Here is a 21,458-nt window from a genome sequence, read left to right as displayed (position 1 = left end):
GGTAAGGTGACTAAGTAGAATTATATTTCTATGGTTACGTTATATTGTTCTGTATCCTCATTTTGATCTTCATCCAGATCCAGGTTAATAAATTCTATATGTGATGCTAATTCATCTATGGTATTAAATTCGAATATGTCTTTTATTGCTACTTCTATATTTAGTTGCTTACGGATCATAGACACCAATCGTGTCGCTAATAATGAATGACCGCCTAACTCAAAGAAATTATCATAAACTCCGATTTTGTCTATATGCAACAATTCCTGCCAGATCTCAACCAGGTGTTCCTCTATTTCATTACGTGGAGCTTCATAAACATGTTGAGAAAGACTAATTCCATCATCAAAATCTGATAAGAAAATATCTAACAAAGCCTTGCCATCTACTTTATCACTCAAATTCGATGGAAACTCATCTACAATATGATAATGAGAAGGATGCATATAACTCGGTAACTCTTCTTTGCATAACAAATAGAAAACTTCTGTAATTGAAGAATCTGAAGCATATAATAATCCCTGAGAACTCAATACAACAAAGCAAATCACTAAATCCTGACCTCCTGTCCTGTGAACCAAAACATGACAATCCTCAACATAAGCATCCTTACGTAAGGCTGAAGCTATATCCTCTAACTCTACACGATGTCCTCGAATCTTAACCTGGTGGTCCTCCCTTCCTATAAATTCAATGTTCCCATCTTCAAGCCAACGACCTAAGTCTCCTGTCTTATACAAAACATCACCTAATAAATCACCAAACGGATTCTCTATAAAACTCTCTGAAGTACGATCTGGTAATCCTAAATATCCTGCTCCTACTCCTACTCCACTAACACCTATCTCTCCTATAATTCCTATAGGACATAACCCTCCCGATTTATCCAAAATAACAGTGTTCATATTAGGAATAACACGACCGATAGGAACTCGTACCTGGGTCTCCTCTAAAAAGTCGCTGATCTCATACTGGATAACATCATCCGATGCCTCGCAAGGGCCATAAGCATTCCATAATCTTACCTCGGGATACAAACGTTTCAGTTCATTAACCATCGCAACAGGAATAGACTCTCCCACAAGCATAATGCTTGATAGGTCTTTCAAAATAACCGCTTCTTCCTGTTCTTTTATATACGACAATAATCCCCACATATAGGTTGGTACAAACTCGATAAGAGTAACTCTTCTTCGAATCAAGGTATCCAACAACTTGCCATACTCTAATAACTCATACTTGTCGACAATTACGCTTACTCCTCCCTTGAGTAAAGGACCTAAAATCTGCCATACTGAAATATCTGAACCAATACCTGCACTCTGTAAAAATCGGAAACCATCCGGTAAATCCATAACAGCATACTCTGCTAAAATATGATTCATCGCTCCATCGTGACGTGTAATGGCACCTTTGGGAGCTCCAGTAGATCCGGATGTATATAAAATATACGCCCAGCTATCCATTGAATTCTTATTCTTAGGGTTATCCGTAGGTTTACCTACAATCATATTGCTATCATAAACGACCTTATCTTCTATAGAATCATCAGACAATTCATCAATCACCAAAACTATGATATCTTTCAAATCTCCTAATTCTGATAATAAAGAACTTGTTGTAATGAGTACAGAAAATGGATTATCCGATAACATCGACCCTATACGGGATGGAGGATTGTTCGTATCCAAAGGAGTATACACATGACCCGATTTGAAAATACCAAGTAAACAACCTACAAATTCGACACTACGATCCATATACACTCCAACTATAGAAGAAGACGAAAGATCCAACGACAACAAACTATGAGCAATCTGGTTTGCATACGAATTAAGGTCGCTATAATTCCAAACCTCTTCATTATGTACTAAGGCTACAGCATCAGGATTAGTGGCTACTATAGATTCAAAACGAACATTGATCGGAGATTCATTACCCAGATCAACCGCTCCTGGATTAAAACTTAGTCCTGATGGTGTAACTCTTCGACCTAAGATTAATTCTTCTTCTTGCTTTGGCAACATCGATAAAGCATCTATAGGAGAAGAAATATTATTGACAATACTCTTTAACAGTTCTTCATAATGAGATAATAGGCGCCTTACTGTAGACTCTTTAAACAACGAAGTAAAATATTCTAGTCGTAATAAAATACCTGATTCCTTCTCCTCAGCAACCAGATTCAAATCGAATTGCGATGTACTTGCTTCATGCTCATATGGAGATAGTGTTATCCCTTCTAACGTTAAAGTTTCATTAGCAGTATTTTGCATATCAAACATTACCTGAAACAATGGATTGATACTCATATCTCTTTTATCAACAACTCGATCTACTACTTTCTCGAATGGAGTTAATTGATGATCATAAGCATGTAAAGTCGTATCTTTTACTTGTGATAAAAATTCTTTGAAATCAGGATTATCTCCTAAATTACTTCGCAGTGCCAACGTATTAACAAAAAATCCAATCATGTCTTCTAACTCCGACTGGGTTCTGTTGGCTATCGAAGTTCCCACACAGATATCAGCCTGGCCACTATACTTGTACAATAAAACTTTAAAAGCAGATAACAACATCATAAATAAGGTAACTCCTTCTTGTTGGCATACTACTTTAATTGCTGAACTTAAATCCGGATTCAAATTCAAGGTAATACATGAACCTTTATAATCCTGAACTGATGGGCGAACATAATCTGTTGGCAACGCTAAAGGAGCAACTCCCTGTAACTTAGTCTCCCAATATGATAACTGACGCTCTAATATTTCGCCTTCTACATAGTTACGTTGCCAAATCGCATAATCTGCATATTGTAACGATAATTCTGGCAAGGCTACCTCACGATTCTCCTGATATGCCTCGTATAACTCTGTAAATTCCTTTACTAATAGATCCTCTGACCACGCATCGCTGGCAATATGATGAAAAACTCCAGCCAAAACATAACGATCAGGATCTAATTCATATAGACAAGCTCTAAACTTATAATCTCTCGCTAAATCAAAAGGAATATTCAAATAAGACATTAAAGAAGTTTCCAGAGAAGTGTCTGATTGATCTTTAACCTTATCTAATTTCCAATTATTTGACTCAATCACCTCTTGATAACCTATACCATCTTCAGAAAGGATCATCGTTCGCAACACTTCATGACGAGATACAATAGTTCTAAAGCAAGTCTCTAATATATCAATATCCAAACTACCTTCTACCCGTAAAACTATCGGAATATGATAAGCAGCACTACCTTCTAACTGGTCTAAAAACCATAAACGTTCCTGGCTAAACGATAAAGGAATGCGATCCGGACGTTGTTGAACCTCTACGGCTGGTAATATAACTCCAGAACGGTGGGATAATAAATGAGTTCCCAAATCTTCTAATCTACTATGTACAAATACATCTCTGATGGAAACTTCAATACTCATCTCCTTTCGAAGTCTAGACACCAATCGGGTAGCCAATAATGAGTGCCCTCCTAGCTCAAAGAAGTTATCGTACACCCCAACTTTATCAACACCAAGTAAGTCCTGCCAGATCAATGCCAATTGTTCTTCTATATCTGTTCTTGGGGCCACATAAGATTCGCCAGACAAAACTGAAGAATCTAACAATGGTAACGACTTTTTATCTATTTTACCATTACCTGTCAATGGCATCTCTTCTAATTCAACCCATAATTGGGGAACCATATACGATGGTAACTGTGATGATAAAAAATCCTGAATCAAAACTTTATCAAAAGCTCCTAAACAAACAACATAACCAACCAAACGTTTATTCCCGTTATGATCATCGGGAACTAAAACGCAACACTGAGTAATACCTTCTATACCTGATAATACATTTTCTATTTCTCCTAACTCTATACGATACCCTCTGATTTTTACCTGATCATCTGCACGACCAACGAACTCAATGGTACCATCTGCTAACCAACGGCCCAGATCTCCTGTGCGGTACATACGACCTCTTTCTACAAATGGATCTGAAATAAAACTACTCGCAGTCTTCATTGCATCATTGATGTATCCTCGTCCAACTCCTACTCCACTAACACAAATCTCTCCTATCACTCCTATAGGGCACCGATTTAGAACAGCATCCAGAATATGAATCTGCATATTGGCTACGGGCTTACCGATAGGAATCATCGAACCATCTGGTACTTCATACATCTTATGCAAAGTAACATCATCTGCTGCCTCGGCAGGTCCATAGGCATTAACAACGGGAATGGCAGGGTACTGAGAAAACCATTTTGATAATACTCCTCGCGAAACAGCCTCACCAGTAACTAAAAAATAGTTCAATTTATCCAGGCCTTTAGGCGTTTCGACATCTAATAATTCTGAAACATACGAAGGAACTAATTGAAGTATCGACACTTCATCTTCTGATAAAGACTTCTCTAAAAACTGTGGGTCTAAAATTATATCTTCATTATAAATAGCAACACGACCGCCACATAATAAAGCACTCAATAGTTGCCATACTGAAATATCGAAGGTAAAAGGTGCTGTAAAAGCAACAACACTGGTAGAATCCATCTCTAACTCATCTATCATAAGCAACAGGTGGTTTAACAACCCACGATGCTCGATCATAGCTCCTTTGGGAACTCCTGTACTACCGGATGTGTAAATCACATAACTTAAAGCATCAGGAACGATGGTAATATCTGGAGAAGCAGTAGGATATCCTGAATACTCTGGGGTATCTTCATCTAATATAATTTTGGTAACATCCAACAGGTCCAAAGATGATAAACTCAAGCTATCGGTTAAAATCAAATCGCAATTTGTATCCTCTACAATATGGGAAATACGCGAAAGTGGAAAATCAGGTTTAATAGGAACATAAGCCCCACCGGATTTTAAAATCCCCAAAATACCTATAACCATCTCAAAAGAACGAGTGATACAAATACCTACCAGCTCATCATTCTCAACTCCTTTTTCTTGTAAATAATGAGCCAATTGGTTTGATCGGTCATCCAACTCCTGGTAAGTTAATTCTAAACCTTCATAGGATAAAGCTACTGCTGATGGAGAACGGGAAACCTGAGCAGAAAATAAATCAACTACCGTTTGATCTAATGGATAGGATACTTCTGTAGTATTAAAACCATTTAATAATTGTAGTTCTTCTTTTGGTAAGATACTCAAGCTATTTACCTCAATAACATCTTTACTAGCAAGGCCTTTTATAAGTTCCTGCAAGGCCATTTCCATATACTTAATAACACGTAAAGGTGTAATATCACCATCAACAAAAGCAGTCAAACTAAAATCTTCTCCCAAATCATCTACGCTTAATTCAAAAGGATAATTAGTTCGTTCTTTCTCTCCTAATACACGCATCCCTAAATCTGTGTCTGGATTATCAGAAGCAGGAGAAGAATGACGGTAATTTAATAAGGCGCTGAACAATGGAGTATCATTAGAAACACCACTCCAGTTCTGAATTCGTGATAAAGGAGTCTGCTCATAAGGTAATAGACTTTCTAACTCCGACTTTACTTCTGCTACATAATCTCGTACATTATCAGATAAATTCAAGATCACGGGAAGTGTATTAATAAACAGTCCTAAAGATTGCCCTGCCTCTAATGAGCCTTGTAATCGACCCGAAAATAATGATCCAAAAATTGCATAATCCTTACTACTGCATCTACCTATCACTAATCCCCAGGCTGCATGAAAAAGAACCGCGGGAGTCATACCTAAACTACGGGATAATGATCGAAGTTGATTTGATAAATCCCGAGGTAAAACATAACGAGATTCTTCAATACCACTACCATCTCCTAATGTATCAGACAAGCCAAAAGGAAACGTGGGTTCTGTAATACCTTCAAAACGTGAACGGAAATACACCTCACTATCATTAGTTGATTGTTGATATAATACATGGCCAATGAAATCACGATATAAAACAGGAGTCGAAAGGCTTGATTTATCCCCAGACAAACAAACCTGAATCTCTCCTACGATCTTCTCTAAACCAACATGATCTATCACGGTATGATGATACTTCATCATTAGGTAATAACTATCTGTGGTAGGATCATCTGCTGTCTCTAAACTTAATAAAGGAGCTTTTGACAAATCTATCCAGTGTTTCCCCGAAGCCATCATCAATTCTAATTCCTCTTTCACATTTTGCGATGAAGAAAAAGATAATTCTGACACCTTAAGTTTCACATCACGTAAAACCACCTGAACGGCATTTGGTAATCCTTCATTTACAATACAGGTACGAAGTACATCGTGACGAGTAACTACATAGCGGAACGCTTCTATAAATTCTGAACGTTTATCGGGATGATCAAAAGAAATCCCTGTAAGCAAAACATAAGGATCTCCACTATCACGGTCACTCAATAAATGATGAAAATACATTCCTTCCTGTAATGGAGAAAGCGGATACATATCCTGGATATTAGCAACGCCTCCTTCAATATGATCTACAACCATATCCAACTCCTTCTGACTAAAATCAAGTAATGGAACCATATCTGGAGTAATCTTCTTACAGCCTACTGTAATACCATTGGCCGGAACTTCATAGTGAGAAGTAACTGTACCTAACCTTAATGCTAATGCCTCTATTGTGGGGTTTGCAAAAATATCTTTAACCTCTATTTGGAGGTTTTGATCATGTAGTCTCGAAATTAACTGAACTATCAATAACGAATGCCCTCCCAGCTCAAAGAAATTATCATACACTCCAACTTTATCAATACCAAGCAATTCTTGCCAGATCTCAACCAGTTGTTTCTCTATATTATTACGCGGTGCAACATACTCCTGGGATGATAATAGAGATGTATCCGGATCAGGAAGTATTTTCTTATTTAACTTACCATTACTGGTCAGCGGCATTTCTTCTAATTCGACCCATAACTGAGGAACCATATATTCTGGCAATCTTGAATACAATTCTTTTTGGACTTTTTCTTTATCAAGATTTCCTACTACATAACCTACCAGGCGTTTATTCCCACTGCCATCTTCTCTGGCCAGAACACAACAACTATGAATATTTTCAATTGTAGATAGCACATTTTCTATCTCACCCAATTCTATACGGTATCCTCTAATTTTGACCTGATCATCTTTCCTTCCTATATATTCTATAGTACCATCTGCTAACCATCGGGCTAAATCTCCTGTCTTATACATACGGCCTTCTACGATAAAAGGATCTGCTACAAATTTTTCTTTTGTTAATTCTTCCCGGTTTAAATATCCTCTTGCGACCTGAATTCCTCCAATACACAACTCTCCTACCACTCCTATTGGTAATACCTGATCCTCTTTATCAAGAATATAAAGGTTTGTATTGGCAACGGGTTTCCCAATAGGAATTCTTGACAAATCTCCTTCTGCCGGAACCTCCCAGGAACTCACATCAATCGCTGCTTCTGTCGGCCCGTATAAATTATCTAATCTAACATTACTGAATTTCTTTCTAAATAATAGTGCCTGATCTACCAGCAAAGCTTCTCCACTACATAAAACACGTTTTAGGCAACTACAATCTCCCATATTTATCTCACTTAAAAAGGCTCGTAACATAGATGGCACAAAGTGAATTGTAGTAATGTTATGTGATTCTATCAATGTTCTTAAATACCGTGCATCCTTATGCCCTTCTGGTTTTGCAAAAACTAATTTCGCTCCACTTATAATGGGCCAGAACAATTCCCATACCGATACATCAAAACAGAATGATGTTTTTTGCAGAATAGCATCTTTTGGATCAAGATTATAATGCGATTGAGTCCATAATAGCCTATTAACAACACCTCTATGTTCATTCATCACACCTTTGGGTTTTCCTGTACTACCCGAAGTATAAATTACATAGGCTAAACATTTTGGGTTAAATTGCTTATCTACATCGCCAGTAGATTCATTGCTTATAGCACCCCAATCTTCATCTAATGAAATAACCTCTAATGTATGTGTTTTCTCGAAGAGGGTTTTTCTGTCGATACTACTCAATAAGATTTTAATGGTAGCATCTTCCAATATATAATCGATACGCTCTGATGGATATTCTGGGTCTATAGGTACATATGCTGCTCCTGATTTTAGTATCCCTAAAATACCTATGATCATTTCTAAAGAACGATCTAAGCAGATCCCTACCAATTCTTCTGATCTGATACCTTGGCTAATAAGATAATGCGCCAATTGATTAGATCTTTCGTCCAGTTCTTTAAAACTAAGTTTATCTTTTTCAAAAATGACAGCAATAGCATCTGGAGTTTTTTTGACCTGCTGCTTAAACAAATCAATAATGCTCTTATCTTCTGGATATGCTACTACTGTATCATTAAATTTGTATAGCAATTCTTCTCTCTCCTGATTTGTTACCATAGACAACGCTTGAATAGGCAACGTAATATCTTTGACAAGGCTACTCAATAATTCTTTATAGTGAACTAACATACGAGTAACTGTATCTTTATTAAACAGAGCCGTACAATATGTCATGTTTAATGAAATACCTCCAGATTCTTCTACCGCAGTCAGGGTCAGGTCAAACTGAGAAGTGGTTTCTTCATACTCGTAGGTGCTAACACGTGTTTTACTAAATTCAAGATCTTTTACTTTTGGTGTGTTTTGTAATACAAACATTACCTGAAACAAAGGACTCATACTCATATCACGAGTCGCTATGACCTTATCTACCACTTTTTCAAAAGGAGCCAATTGATGATCATATGCATCTAGCGTAGTTTCTTTTACTCTTTCTAAAACTTCTTTAAAACTCGGGTTTCCTTCCAGATCACTTCGAAGTGCCAACGTATTGATAAAGAACCCTATCATATCTTCTAACTCCGATTGGGTGCGATTGGCTACTGGAGTACCTACACAAATATCTTCCTGACCACTATAACGGGATAATAATACCTTGAAAGCTGATAATAAAACCATATACAAAGTAGCCCCCTCTTCTGAACAAAGTTCTGATAGCATCCTATTCAAATCAGCATCCAACGTAAGAGAAACACTATTCCCTTCATAACTCTGTATCGAAGGTCGTGCATAATCTGTTGGTAAGGATAATGGAGTAGCTCCTTTCAGCCTATCCTCCCAATATGATAATTGACCTTCTAAAATATCACCTTCAATATACTTTCGTTGCCAAATCGAATAATCGGTATATTGCAAACTCAGACTCGGTAATTTCGAAGAACGTTTTTCCTGAATTGAACTATACAATTCTACCAACTCATTAATCAAAATACTTTCTGACCAACCATCACTGGCAATATGATGAAAAACCCCAGCCAGTATATAATGATTCGATCCAAAATCATATAAGCAAGCCCTAAACATATAATCCCTTGACAAATCAAAAGAATCCTCTACAAAAGCAGCGATCTTATCATCTATACTTGTCGTATCGGTTACTAGCTCTCTATGCAATACCCAATCATCAGATCCAATCACTTTTTGGTATCCTACTCCATCCTCTGCATAAAATACCGTTCGTAATACTTCATGACGAGAAACAATACTTCTTAGGGAAGCTTCTAAAATAGCTATATCTAAATCCCCTTCTAAATGTAAAACTGCAGGAATATGATAGGCAATACTACCTTCTAACTTATCTATAAACCACAATCGCTCCTGGCTAAAGGATAATGGAATATGTTCTGGCTTATCCTGTGGTATAATCGAAGGTAAAACTGTGTTTTCTGAAGCATCAGATAAATGATGTCCTAAGTCCGAAATCGTAGAATGTGAAAATATATCTCGAATAGCAACTTCGACAGACAGCTCTTTGCGGATCATAGCAACCAAACGTGTCGCTAATAACGAATGACCTCCTAACTCAAAGAAATTATCATATACTCCAATCTTATCAACTCCTAACAAATCCTGCCAGATAACCGACAGTTGTGTTTCAATCTCCGTACGGGGAGCAACATACTCCTGTAACGACAACTGCGAAACATCTAATGAAGGTAACCCATTCCTGTCTATCTTACCATTGCTGGTCAATGGCATCTCTTCTAACTCAATCCATAACTGGGGAACCATATAATCCGGTAACCTCAAGTGTAGCTCCTGCTCTAACTCATCCTTTTCTAATGTACCTTCTACAACAACATAACCGACTAAACGTTTACTGCCATTACCATCATCCCGGGCCAATACACAACAACTCTGAACAATTGATAGATCTGATAAAACACTTTCTATCTCGCCTAATTCTATACGATAACCACGAATCTTTACCTGGGTATCCTTACGGCCTATAAACTCTATAGTGCCATCAGCTAACCAGCGAGCCAAATCTCCTGTCTTATATAAACGCTCTCCCGGTTTAAATGGATGAGCAACAAACTTCTCTTCTGTTAAATCTTCACGATTTAAATACCCCCGGGCCAAACCTGAACCGCTAATACACAATTCTCCAATAACTCCTATTGGTAATAAATCAAGCTCCGAATTTAAAATGTAAACCTCCGTATTAGAAATAGGAACTCCTATCGGTATTTTTTGATCATCATGACCATTAGTTACTTTATGATAGGTGGCAACCACAGTACCTTCAGTTGGGCCATAATTGTTATATAGAACAATATCTGTCGGCTTACTTATATGCAACGTATCTCCACCTGTCAAAACAGTTGTATACGGTAAGGAAATTTCCTGATCTATAAAACTTTGACATAATGAAGTAGGAATATAACTATGAGTGATCCTGTGATCTTTCAAAAAATTTGGTAGCTGATCCAAATCATACCTAAGCTCTTCTGAAATAGGGTATAAACTAGCTCCAAAAAGTAAGTATGGGTAAATTTCCCAGACAGAAGCATCAAAACCAATACTCGAAAACAATGTGCTTTTACTTTCCTGAGTAACATTATATGCATCTTTATGCCAGAAACATAAATGCACTAAATTTTGATGTTCTATCATAACTCCTTTAGGTCTCCCTGTAGATCCTGAAGTATAAATAACATAGGCTAAATAACCTGGTTCAATAGTTACAGTTGAAAAATTTTCTGAGTATTTATCTTGATCTTCTTTGAAAGAATTCAATACTACCTCATCAACAATTAAGACACATTCACTATCCTTCTTTATATATTCTTTTCGTTCCTCTGGATAATTAATATCAATAGGAACATAGGCACATCCGGTTTTCAGGATAGCTAGTATTGAAATAATTAATTGATCACTTCGGTCCAACATTACCCCTATTAAATTCTCTTTTTCAATAGTATAATTTGAAAGAATATAATTTGCCAATTGATTAGAACGATCATCCAGTTCCTTATATGTTAAAGTACTTTTTTCAGAAACAACAGCAATACCGTTTGGTGTTTTTGCCACTTGTTTTCTGAATAAATCAACAACTGATTTATCTTTTGGATAAGCTATTTGAGTATCATTAAAATCCTGAAGTAATTTCTGCTGTTCTGAATACGATAATAAAGTTTTATTATCGATTGGTTCTTCCGGCTTATTACAAAAACAGGTCAGAATATTATCAATGAACGTGTGAAAATGTTCTAAGGTAATTCCGGACTTAAAATCATTATGAAGTTCATACGAAAACTCTACTCCTCTACCACCGGTTAAATTTACAGTCAAATTCAAACTTGAGTTGGTTCTCTCAAAAGATCTAACTTTTAATCCTTTTTTATCCCCTTCATCTCTTATCAAACTATCTGGCGAAGCATCTTTTTCAAAAATCTCATTATATACATGAAAATCGATAAAATTAAACAAGGTATCAAAAACAAGATCTTCTTTCTGTAATCCAAGATGGCGTTTCATCTCAAAAAAAGTCAAATGACCGTACAGATTTATTTCCTCAAGTATAGTCGTAATACTTTCAAAATAAGACAGCCAACTATGCTCTGATTGAGAAGTATACCTAACAGGCAATGTATTTAAAAAACATCCTAATGTCTTATCTCCATCCTTGATTTGCGGTCTATTATTACCTACCAAACCAACGGTTAATTCTTCTTCATGGGTCAACATCTTTAAAGCATATACATACGCTCCAAAAAACAAAGACTTCAGCGACACTTTATACTTCTTACATAGCGTTCTAAGGTCCTTCAAATAGGATACACTATAGTGTTTATGGTAATATTGTGTAGGTTGTTTAGTATCTGAAAAAACATCCAAATACTTGTATTCTGATAATTTCTCTTTCCAAAAAGAAATAGCATCGGCATCTTTTTTGGCTACTAATTCTCTAATCACATATTCACGCTGACCATCACCTATGACGGCAGGAGTATAATGGATATCTTTTTTAAGTTCGAAATAAGTTCTATACAATTCTGTAATGAAAGAAGCCACACTCCAACCATCCATTATAGCATGATGAAACTGATAAATGAATAACAAATTAGAATCATCGATTGTTAATACCTTAAAACGATAGAGAGGTCCTGCTTTAATTTCGAAAGGGATGTTCCTTTCAGATTCAAGATAGTTCTCAATTGCTTTTTCTTGTGCTTGTTGATCCAGTAAACTTAAATCTTCAAACAATACCTTAGCAGGAGCGGTTTTATAAATGATTTGAATAGGTTGATCGTAATCCAAAAAATTGAATCCGGTACGGAATATGGCATGTTTTTCTATCAGTAAAGTAATCGCCTTCTGAAATACATCTATGTTAAAAGAAGTATCCTTAATCGGAAATGCCATCTGATCATGAAAAACTGCAAGAGAGGGATCTAATAAAGATTCTAAGATCATCCCTTGCTGTACATCACTCATAGGATATACATCTTCTATCTGATCAGAAAGTTCTATTTCACTTTGAACGGTATGGCTCAATTCTGTTATTTCTGCCTCAACCGTTTTATACAAGAGTTCAAATGTATCGTTTTGTTGATCACTCAATAATACTGCATCAGAAAAACTTTTAATGGTATTATGTTTAAATAAATCCTGTAATTGAGTTTGCCTACTAAAACTTTCATTGATTTTAGAAATCAATCGTATAGAAATAATCGAATCACCCCCTACCTCAAAGAAATTATCATGTATTCCTACTTTTTCCAGTCCTAACAATTCTTTCCATATCGTTGCTAATTGTTTTTCTGTTGTTGTTTCAGGCGCTACATATTCATTTGTAGATAATTGATTTGCATCGGGTTCTGGTAATGATTTCTTATCAATCTTACCATTACTTGTCAAAGGCATTTGATCCAGAACAACCCACAACTTTGGGATCATATAATCTGGTAATTTTTCACCTAACTCAGTCTGTACACCAAGTTTATCAAAATCCCCTTCTATAATTACGTAAGCTACCAAACGTTTATTTCCGGCACTATCTTCTTTGGCCAGAACGCAGCATTGTTTTACAGATTCTAATACTGATAATACATTCTCGATCTCCCCGAGTTCCATTCGATATCCTCTAATTTTTACCTGGGCATCTTTTCTACCTATATATTCAATAGTTCCGTCGGGTAACCATCTTCCTAAATCACCAGATTTGTATAACCGGGCTTCTTTCTCTGTACTAAAAGGATCAGGAATAAATCGTTCTGATGTTAACTCTTCTCTATTAAGGTACCCTCTGGCTACTCCTGCGCCACCGATACAAAGTTCGCCCACTACTCCAATAGGAACCAGGTTTAAATGTTCATCAAGTATATGACAACTTAATGTTGGGATTGCAGCTCCAATAGTACTTGTAGAACTAAGTGTATCTACTTCTTCAATCTCTTTATAAGTAACATGTACGGTAGTTTCCGTAATTCCATACATATTAATTAATTTACAATTTGGATAGGTATGTTTCCATCCAGATAAATAACTGGGATTCAAAGCTTCTCCTCCAAAAATTACATATCTCAATGAGGTTTGTTGATTTTCCTGTAGTATTTCTTCCTGAAGTACATAGAAGGCTCCGGGAGTCTGGTTTAACACAGTAACTCCTTCCTCTATCAATAACTTCTTGAAAGCAATTGCGTCTTTGGTTACAGTTTTAGGTACAATAACCAAACGTCCTCCGTAAAACAATGCTCCATACATTTCCCATACCGAGAAATCAAAACAAAACGAATGAAATAATGTCCAAACATCATCAGAATTAAAATCGTACAAAGGAGATTCGTTTTCGAATAATCGTACCACATTGGTATTGGTTATTAAAACTCCTTTAGGTTTACCAGTACTACCAGAAGTATAAATCACATAGGCCAATCCATTCGGATTCAGTTGTCTATTCGTTGGATGAGTTGAATTGTTACTGATAACTCCCCATTCTTTATCCAGAGATACGATACTCAATCCTTTTGTTTCTTCAAAAACAGGTGTTATATCAGAGTTGCTTACTACTAAATTAACTCCAGAATCTTTTATCATATAATCGATTCTGTTTTGAGGATAATCCGGATCAATAGGAACATAAGCACCGCCAGCTTTTAGTATTCCAAAAATACCGGTAATCATATCTAAAGATCGATCCATACAAATACCTATTAATTCTTCAGGTTGTACTCCTTTTTGGATTAGATAATGGCTCAATTGATTAGATCGCTCGTCTAAGTCTTTATAAGTCAGCTTCTGTCCTTCATAAACCACAGCAATTGCATCAGGAGTTTTTTCTGCCTGATTGGTAAACAAATCAACTATGGTTTTATTTTTAGGATATTCACAGATACCATTATTAAATGTATACAGTAATGTATCTCGCTCCTGTTCTGTTATAATAGACAATTTATGTATAGGCGCTTCTATATTCTTTGTAATAGTAATAAGCAACTCCTTGTAATGTATCAACATTTGCTCCACGGTTGTTCTATCAAACAATGCAGTGCAGTATTCCATTGTTAATAAAATACCTTTTTGATTTTCTAGTACATTAAGGGTTAAATCAAATTTGGAAGTGGTATTACCGAACTCATAATTGGTTATAGACACATCTTGCATTTCTAGCATTTCACCATGAATCTCTGGAGTATTCTGTAGTACAAATAATACCTGAAACAATGGAGTAATACTCATATCACGAGTATCTACCACTCTATCTACTACTTTCTCAAAAGGAGCTAGCTGATGATCATATCCTTCTAAAGTTGTTTCTTTCACTTTATGTAACAACTCTTTAAAGTTAGGATTACCACTTACATCGGTACGTAATGCCAGAGTATTTACAAAAAAACCAATAATTCCTTCTAACTCAGATTGCGTACGATTTGCTATTGGGCTACCTACACAAATATCCTCCTGATTACTATACTTATGTAGTAGAACTTTAAAAGCTGATAATAACATCATGAACAAGGTAACACCTTCTTGTTGACACAATGTTTCTAAAGCATTTCCTAACTCTTCATTTAGTTGAAAATCTATTGTAGCCCCTTCTGTACTTTGCACAGAGGGACGTGCATAATCTGTAGGTAATGACAAAGGAGTGACTCCTTGTAATTTTTGATCCCAGTAGGATAATTCATTTTCTAATACCTCTCCTTTTATATGATTACGTTGCCAGATAGCATAATCCGAATATTGCAAGGGTAATTCTGGCAAGATTGGTGTGTTCCCCTTGTAGAAAGCGCTATATAATTCTTTAAACTCGTTTACGAATACTCCTTCTGACCAACCATCGCTGGCAATATGATGCAATACTCCTGCTAATAAGTAGCCATCTGTTCCTAAATCATATACACAAGCCCTAAACTTATAATCTTTTGATAAATTGAAAGGTATTTTTATAAAAGCAGCTATCGTTTCATCAATATATTTTTTATCTTCTATTATACCTTTTTCTAATCTCCAGTTATCTGCTGAAATCACTTCTTGATAACCTACTCCTTCTTCAGAGTTAATCATTGTTCGTAACACTTCGTGTCTTGATATAATTCCTCTAAAGGATTGTTCTAACACATCAATATCTAAAGCCCCTTCTAAACTTAAAACTACTGGCATATGATAGGCAATACTACCTTCTAATTCATCCAAAAACCATAAACGTTCCTGGCTATAGGATAAAGGGATATGTTCTGATCTCTCCTGAGGAGTAATTGCCGGTAATAAAACTCCTGATGTCTGTTCTGATATGTGAACTGCTAGATCAGACAACCGGGCATGTATAAATATATCTTTTATTGCTACTTCTATGTTTAGTTGCTTACGGATCATAGACACCAGTTGTGTCGCTAATAATGAATGACCTCCTAACTCAAAGAAATTATCATAAACTCCGATTTTGTCTATATGCAACAATTCCTGCCAGATATCAACCAGGTGTTCCTCTATTTCATTACGTGGAGCCTCATAAACATGTTGAGAAAGACTAACTCCATCATCAAAATCTGATAAGAAAATATCTAACAAAGCCTTGCCATCTACTTTATCACTCAAATTTGATGGAAACTCATCTACAATATGATAATGAGAAGGATGCATATAACTCGGTAACTCATCCTTGCATAACAAATGGAAAACTTCTGTAATTGAAGAATCTGAAGCATACAATAAGCCTTGAGAACTTAATACAACAAAGCAAATCACTAAATCCTGACCTCCTGTCCTGTGAACCAAAACATGACAATCCTCAACATAAGCATCCTTACGTAAAGCTGAAGCTATATCCTCTAACTCTACACGATGTCCTCGAATCTTAACCTGGTGGTCCTCCCTTCCTATAAATTCAATGTTCCCATCTTCAAGCCAACGACCTAAGTCTCCTGTCTTATACAAAACATCGCCTAATAAATCTTTGAAGGGGTTCTCTATAAAACTCTCTGAAGTACGATCTGGTAATCCTAAATATCCTGCTCCTACTCCTACTCCACTAACACCTATCTCTCCTATAACTCCTATCGGACACAACCCTCCCGATTTATCCAAAATAACAGTGTTCATATTAGGAATAACACGACCGATAGGAACTCGTACCTGGGTCTCCTCTAAAAAGTCTTTGATCTCATACTGGATAACATCATCGGATGCCTCGCAAGGACCATAAGCATTCCATAACCTTACCTCGGGATACAAACGTTTCAGTTCATTAACCATCGCAACAGGAATAGACTCGCCCACAAGCATAATGCTTGATAGATCTTTCAAAATAACCGCTTCTTCCTGTTCTTTTATATACGACAATAATCCCCACATATAGGTTGGTACAAACTCGATAAGAGTAACTCTTCTTCGAATCAAGGTATCCAACAACTTGCCATACTCTAATAACTCATACTTGTCGACGATTACACTTACTCCTCCCTTGAGTAAAGGACCTAAAATCTGCCATACTGAAATATCTGAACCAATACCTGCACTTTGTAAGAATCGGAACCCATCTGCTAAATCCATAACAGCATACTCTGCCAAAATATGGTTCATCGCCCCATCATGACGTGTAATAGCCCCTTTGGGAGCTCCCGTAGATCCCGAAGTATATAAAATATACGCCCAGCTATCCATTAAATTCCTGTTCTCAGGATTATCCTTAGGTTTACCTGCAATCATATTGCTATCATAAACAACCTTATCTTCTATAGAATCATCAGGCAATTCATCAATTACCAAAACTATGATATCTTTCAAATCTCCTAATTCTGACAATAAAGAACTTGTTGTAATTAATACAGAAAATGGATTATCCGATAACATCGAACCTATACGAGACGGTGGGTTATTGGTATCCAAAGGAGTATACACATGACCCGATTTGAAAATACCCAGTAAACAACCTACAAATTCAACACTACGATCCATATACACTCCAACTATAGAAGAAGGCGAAAGATCTAACGACAACAAACTGTGAGCAATCTGGTTTGAATACGAATTAAGGTCGCTATAACTCCAAATCTTCTCATTGTGTATTAATGCTACAGCACCAGGATCAGTTGCTACTATGGATTCAAAACGAACATTGATCGGAGATTCATTACCCAAATCAACTGCTCCTGGATTGAAACTTAGTCCTGCTGGTGTAACTCTTCGACCCAAAATTAATTCTTCTTCCTGCTTTGGCAGCATCGATAAAGAATCTATAGGAGAAGAAACATTATTGACAATACTCTTTAACAGTTCTTCATAATGTGATAATAAGCGCCTTACCGTAGACTCCTTAAATAAAGAGGTTGAGTATTCTATTGATAAATTAAGTGCTTCAGGAATATCTCGCACTTCTAATGTGAAATCAAATTGAGATATAGTATGTTTTATCAGGTGCTCAGAAAGAGTTATTTCTCCTAATTGAAATCCATCAAGATCAAAATGGTCCTGAAAATCAAACATAATCTGAAATAATGGATTTTTGCCTAATTCCCTATTAGGAGATAATCGTTCTACAATCTTTTCGAAAGGAACAGATTGATGTGAATAAGCACTTAGGGTAGTATTTTTTACTTCTAGTAAAAACTCTCTAAAATCTGGGTTACCTCCTAAATCACTTCGTAATGCCAACGTATTGACAAACATTCCGACCAAATTAAAAACCTCAGTTTGTGTTCGGTTTGCAATAGGAGTTCCTATACAAATATCAGACTGACCACTGTACTTATAAAGTAAGACTTTGAATGCCGCTAGCATTGTCATATACAACGTAACGCCTTCTGATTTGGAGAATTGAAGTAAATTATTTTTTAATTCTTTACCCAGGACAAGCGAAATTTTCTCTCCTTTTTTATCGTGCTGACCAACGACTGAAAAATCATATGGTACATTGATCTGGACAATACCTTGTAATTGTGTTATCCAATAATCCAGCTTTTCTTCTAAAACTTTCTCCTGATGTGGATTACGTTGCCAGGCTGCATAATCTATGTATCTAACCGTTGATTTTTCCAAATTAGGGTGTTGCCCTTTAAGAAGATTCGTATAACATGAGACAAACTCTGAGAAAAATATAGGTTCGGATAGCCCGTCTGCAGCAATATGATGCAATACAAACAAGAGAACATACTCTTTTTTTTCAGTTTCGAATAGCGTAACTCGAATTTTAAGATCAGATGATAAGTCAAAAGGAATATTGGTATTTGCTTCAATCTCTTGTTCTAAATTTTGATGCTTCTCTAATATTTGATGCGTAACTCTAAATGAAAAATCCTCTAGAACCTCTTGATATAAAGCTCCGTTTTCATCTATCTTAACTACAGATCGAAATGCCTCATGCCTAACGACTAAGATTTGTAAAGCTTCTTCTATACAAGAAATATCAGGAAAATCAGATAAGTTAATCGCTCTATGCAGGTGATAATCAACACTACCATATGTTTGGTCTATCAACCATAAACTTTCTTGCGCATAGGTCAATGGGATTTTAATCAGTTCATCTTTAATTTTTACGATGGTATCTTTGGCCTGGTTCTTATTTTTTGCATTTTCTAATTCCGTCGACAAAAAGTCTGCACACTCTTCAATCGAAGGATATTCTAATAACAATGAAGAAGGTACATCTATCTCAAAATACTCAGATATTTTTCCTGCTATTCGAATAGATTGTATCGAGGATATTCCTAATTCAAAGAAAGAAGTATTGGGTTGAATTTGATACAAGGGAAATTCGGTTTCTTCACCCAAAATCATCATAATCCTATTAATTATCTTCGGATCTAATGTTTTTTTATCTTCTAAGTTTTCTGAAACAATACTATTGCTTTTATCTTTTTTAATACCCCTTTTGCTTCCCGAGACAATCCATGTTTCTTTTACTTTTTCTAGAGCATTAGACTCATATGCTTTTTTTATAACTAATCGTTGGATTTTTCCGCTGGTAGTTTTAGAAACACCACCAGGAGTTAGTAATACTATGGCAAATACAGAAAGGTCATGGGTTTCTAAAATAGATTTTGTAATGGTTTTCCTAATTGAATCAAAATCATAACTTCTTAAACTTGTCCTTTTTATTTCTTGTGCAATAACCAATTTGTTTTCGCTTCCTATTGCAATAGAAAAAGCAGCACCTGCATTAACTTGTAGATCGGTATGTGATTCCTGCACTGTTTTTTCAATATCCTGGGGATAATGATTCACTCCATTAATGATCATCATTTCTTTTAATCTTCCAGAAACATAGAGTTCATTATTATTCATAAACCCCATATCTCCTGTTCTAAGGTATTGACAATTTTCCTCCAGAGGTTGTCCTTTTTCGTCTAGTATTTCGGCCTGAAAAATCTCCTCAGAAAGATCGGGTTTCCCCCAATACCCTATAGCTACACTAGGTCCTTTAACCCATATTTCTCCTATTTCTTCTTCTGAGCAGTTTCTTTTGGTATTTGGGTTAACAATAGCAATTCGCATATCCTGCAATATTGGGCCATTTCCAACTAATACTTTTACTTCATTCGAACTTGATTTCTGTTGGGAACCTGAAGAGATTTTACCTTTTTCGAACTCATTTATATCAAGTTCTAAAAAGGAAGTTTCTTTATCTAATCTGCTAAAAGTTACTGCAAGAGTAGTCTCTGCCATACCATAACAAGGACAAATAGCCTCTTTGGTAATTCCTGTTTTTTCAAAAGCGACTAAAAAATCTTTAATAGTTTGAGCACGTATAGGTTCGGCTCCATTATACATTGTAGATAAAGAGCTTAAATCTATGCTATCCAGATCATCATCTTTGATTTGATTAATACATAAATCAAAAGCAAAATTGGGGCCTCCGCTATAATTTGCTTTGTATTTCGAGATAACCTGAAACCACCGAATAGGTTTTTGTATAAATGCCTGTGGAGGAAGAATAATCATTTCTATCCCCATTGCTACAGCTTCTAAAATGTTGCCGATCAACCCCATATCATGATAAATCGGTAACCAGCTTACTCCAATAAAATCTTTTTTAAGGTTAAGACATTGCCGAATCAATTCGGTATTATGCATAATATTTTTATGAGAAACCATAACCCCTTTAGGATTTCCGGTAGAACCCGAAGTATACTGTAAAAAGGCAACATCTTCTGAATCTACAGAAGGTAATTCTACAGGTTTATGAGCTACATGTGGTTCATCTGTTACAGACCATAAAACCTCTGAAAAAATCTCATGCTCAAACCAACTTTTACATTTGGCATGTACTTTTTCTTCGGTAAGAATTAGTTTTATATCGCAATCTGTAGCTATATTTTCTAATCTCCCTATTCGTCTTTTACCGGTGGGAGGAAATGCCGGAACTGCAATAACTCCGGCCATTAAACAACCAAAAAAAGCATCTGTAAAATTTAATCCAGATGGATAAAGAAGAAGTACTCGCTCTCCAGGTGAAACCAGTGTAAGGATTCTTGAAGCTATTGTCATGGCATTACTATGCAATTGTCCAAAAGTTCTTACATCTGTTTCTTCCTCGCCATTTTCAAGAAATCTATAAACGACTTTGTTTTCTTTTGTTTTTACATGTGTTTTGAATAGGTCTATTATCGTTTGATTATTTACATTTCCTTTTTCGATCAACAGGCTTTTAGATAGCATTAGTTTTTGATTTTTGGT

General features: G+C 36.0%; 1 protein-coding gene. It reads right to left on the bottom strand.

Annotated features, from left to right (window positions below; translation table 11 throughout):
• Window positions 1-20: 20 nt before the first annotated feature.
• Window positions 21-21,440, bottom strand: a complete 21,420-nt coding sequence (locus ATO12_RS07595; RefSeq protein ID WP_034240913.1) for a non-ribosomal peptide synthase/polyketide synthase — start codon at window positions 21,438-21,440, stop codon at window positions 21-23.
• Window positions 21,441-21,458 lie beyond the last annotated feature (18 nt).

The organism is Aquimarina atlantica (genome assembly GCF_000626715.1).
Lineage (GTDB): Bacteria > Bacteroidota > Bacteroidia > Flavobacteriales > Flavobacteriaceae > Aquimarina > Aquimarina atlantica.
This window is presented reverse-complemented; position numbering and strand designations above follow the sequence as displayed.